Source organism: Arthrobacter sp. H5, from assembly GCF_000520595.1.
Classification (GTDB): Bacteria; Actinomycetota; Actinomycetes; order Actinomycetales; family Micrococcaceae; genus Arthrobacter_D.
Genome location: NZ_KI915014.1, coordinates 8,892 through 11,809 on the forward strand (window position 1 = coordinate 8,892; position 2,918 = coordinate 11,809).

General features: G+C 63.8%; 3 protein-coding genes and 1 pseudogene. 3 read left to right on the top strand and 1 reads right to left on the bottom strand.

Annotated features, from left to right (window positions below):
- The 3 genes and pseudogenes from Y708_RS29995 to Y708_RS0117030 form a co-directional block, all read left to right on the top strand.
- Nucleotides 1–187 (top strand): annotated as a pseudogene (locus Y708_RS29995) (hypothetical protein); the annotation flags it as partial.
- 48 nt (nucleotides 188–235) lie between these two features.
- Complete coding sequence (locus Y708_RS0117025) at nucleotides 236–880, top strand: hypothetical protein (protein WP_028280858.1); 645 nt, start codon at nucleotides 236–238, stop codon at nucleotides 878–880.
- The gene (locus tag Y708_RS0117030; RefSeq protein WP_028280859.1) at nucleotides 877–1,500 is read left to right on the top strand and encodes a hypothetical protein; all 624 of its coding nucleotides are present in this window, start codon (nucleotides 877–879) and stop codon (nucleotides 1,498–1,500) included. The genes Y708_RS0117025 and Y708_RS0117030 overlap by 4 nt, the downstream gene beginning before the upstream one ends.
- Nucleotides 1,501–1,503: 3 nt before the next feature.
- Here Y708_RS0117030 and Y708_RS0117035 read toward each other — a convergent pair whose 3' ends face one another.
- On the bottom strand, nucleotides 1,504–2,691 hold the full coding sequence (locus Y708_RS0117035; protein ID WP_028280860.1) for a DUF4872 domain-containing protein: 1,188 nt from the start codon (nucleotides 2,689–2,691) through the stop codon (nucleotides 1,504–1,506).
- Nucleotides 2,692–2,918 lie beyond the last annotated feature (227 nt).

The following is a 2,918-nucleotide window of genomic DNA, read 5'->3' on the forward strand; positions in this document are numbered from 1 at the left end:
CCCCACACCCGCCGCACCGTTCTTCGCGGCGGCTTCCCTGGTCTGGGCGGGTGCCCAGTTCCTCTCCGGAGACGTACCCGTTACGGAAAGGATCACGGACTTCGCCGAGGACGCGGGGGATGTCATCTCGGATGGGGCGGACGCATTGGCAGACGGCGCTAAAAGCGTCTGGAACTCAGTCTTTTAGTAGTGTCGAGTCATACTTACCATCATCATCAACTCCGGGAGAAGAACCGTGACCACCACCGATGCCCTGCAGCTGACAGAGCACGAAGTCCTCGCCCTGCTTTCCTTCAACGAGGGTGAGCCCACCGCCATAACCCGCGACATCTTCCGGTTGACGCCGCAGGCCGGCAATGAGGAATTGACCAAAGCCGGCATGACCACGCTCCTGGTGCGGGATCTCGCCGAGATCAAGGACAGCGACATCATTGTCAAAGGGCCGGCAGAGTTCCTTGCCGCGGTGATGGCAACTGCCGGGGAATGGCTGGAAATCGCGTTGGTGACCCCAAAGACCAACCATGTGATGTTTGCGGTCTCGTCGGCCGGCGGCGCTTTCGTGGCCAACGTCAATGGAAACGGCACCCACAGCTTCACGCCGCTGAAGAATGAGGAACCAATCCTCGGGTTCGGAATCCAGGCCGCAGCGCACTACCTTACAGATTCGGAAGGAAACCGGCCGGTGGCTGCGCAGATCAAGCACCACGGTTTTGGCGTGGAGCCGAGGACAGCCAACCTCATGGTTGATGAGACTGGGGCATGGCAGCTTGCCAAGGGCGAGGGCGCCGGGGCAACCAAGGAGAGCGTGCCCGCCGGTGAAGCGCTTGAGCTCTTCGAGCGGGCCCTTGACCTGGATGAAGGAAAAGTTCGGTCCGAGTGAACGTCAATCCTCCCCGCACACTCGAATACTGGCTCTCGCCACAGCTCAGCCTGGCCGGCCACGGCACACCCACTGTCCTGCGCTGGATGGCCCTCAACGATGCCCAGCGCCGGGCAACTTTCCTGATGATGTACTTCTGGTCGGCCTGGCTGCTGCTGATCGCCGTCGTCCTGCTGTTTGTTGAGCCTGGCACTGCGGTCTATCCAGCGATACCGGCCCTAGTGCTCGCGCTGGGTGCGGTTCTCATGCAGCGCCGGGCTGCCCGACGCCGGATGCCGGCTTACCGTCATCCGGCGTCCTCCCGAGCACCGAGGACAGTCACGGGAGCGTGGACGGGGGTAGCGCTGGCGGGCGCTTTGTCCTGCGCGGCTGTCATCGCTTTCGCGATCTCCGATCCGGGCTCCTTTAGCCCCGGGGATTTGCCCGGAGTCATATTCGTGGTGTTTCTCATCGTAAGCCTGTTCATGGGAACGCTGCTGATCCCGGCACGGCATATTGAGCACTCCCAGCGCCGTTTCCGTGCGCGGATCGAGCGGGAAGCGGACCTCAGACACGCATTGGAAGACCTGGCGCAAACCTACAACGACCCGAAGGGCCCGCCGCAGTTCGGCCCCCTCTAGCAGCTAACGCACCGCCTCAGCCAAGGCACGGCCAGCAGTCTCTTCGGCCTCAATGATGCCGTCGAGAGCCGCAGCCATGGATCCGAACAGAGCCGTGCGTTGATCCGCGGGGCAGGAAACATCAACCAGCTGTGCCAGAGCGGCCCATCGCGCGCCAAGGGCACGGTACTGGGTGGACACCCGCCCGAGCCCACCCAGACCCTTCGTGCCGGCGGCCTCCTCCAAAAACTCGGCGTAGAGCGGGCGGAGCGCGCCCGGTCCACCCCACCCGGATGCGTCGAGGAACGTCCTCAGTTGTCCCAGTGCCGGCCGTAGGCGTTTCTCCTCCTGGAACATGGTGGTCCATCCCTTTTTGGTTCTAACATCGCGGAGCCGCCCGGCCCATGTGCGCATCCCGGGAATACCGAAATTGCCGGAGAACCGGTCTGGAATCCCGGCAGGTGCGTCCTCGCCCAGCAAACCCAGTGCGGTTTCGGCGACCGCGAGTCGGATTCGCGACCCAAGCCCCTCAGCGGTCAGCCCGCCCGGCCCGGCGACGTGCGCCTGCCAGTGTTTATCGGCCTTCCGCCTGGCCCGTGCCGAAGCAAGTTCCGCCGCATCCGCGCGCCGAAGCGTGCCGCCGCCGTCGTCAATCAGGTAGGAGCCGCCGTCGTTTCCTGCCACCACCACGTCCACCGAGTCACTGAACTCGAGCGCCTCAGTTGCGAACCAGGGCAGGGCACCTCTGGTGGCCTTGACGACGACCGCGCTGCCGCCCGCCAGCGCCAGGTCCAGTTTCGACTGCGCCAGGCTGGCACTGGTGGTGCTTTCCTGCACAATGTCCGCACCGCAGCGCTCAATCAGATTCTTCACATAAGGGCCGGGGTGGAACCGGGTCACCACGGTTGCAGTGGTGACGGTCTTGTACTCGAAGGTGAACACCATGAATCCGATACCACCGGCCAAACCGGCAAGCATGGCTTCGCTGAATGGTCGGGACGCTACAGGGTTTTCCACCCCTGACTGATCGAGTACCCGCTGCCATAGTCCGGCATCGTACTGTGAGACGGCGTTGCGGGACGGATATCCGGGAGCCAGACCCGGAACTGACCCGCGGGAGGCATCGATGCGCATGCGTGCGGTGCTGTAGCTCTCGCCGGTCTTCTGCATGCGTTCGCGGACGCGGGATTTGAAGTGCTTCTGCTGAATCATGATCATTCCCTCTGTGCACGCACCAGCTCGGGTCCCACGCACCGTGTCGCCGAACGCACACGTGAAAGAAGTATCAGCGGACAAGCTCCCGGAGGCTTGACCTCCTTTGCCCCGTGAATTCCAACGGCGTGGGCGCCAGGACCGGGGTTGGGCGCTGGGCTGCGCCACTTCTCATGATACCGCGGGGGGTCTCCACGCGCTCGTCCCTCGCTTGGTCGACCACCGGA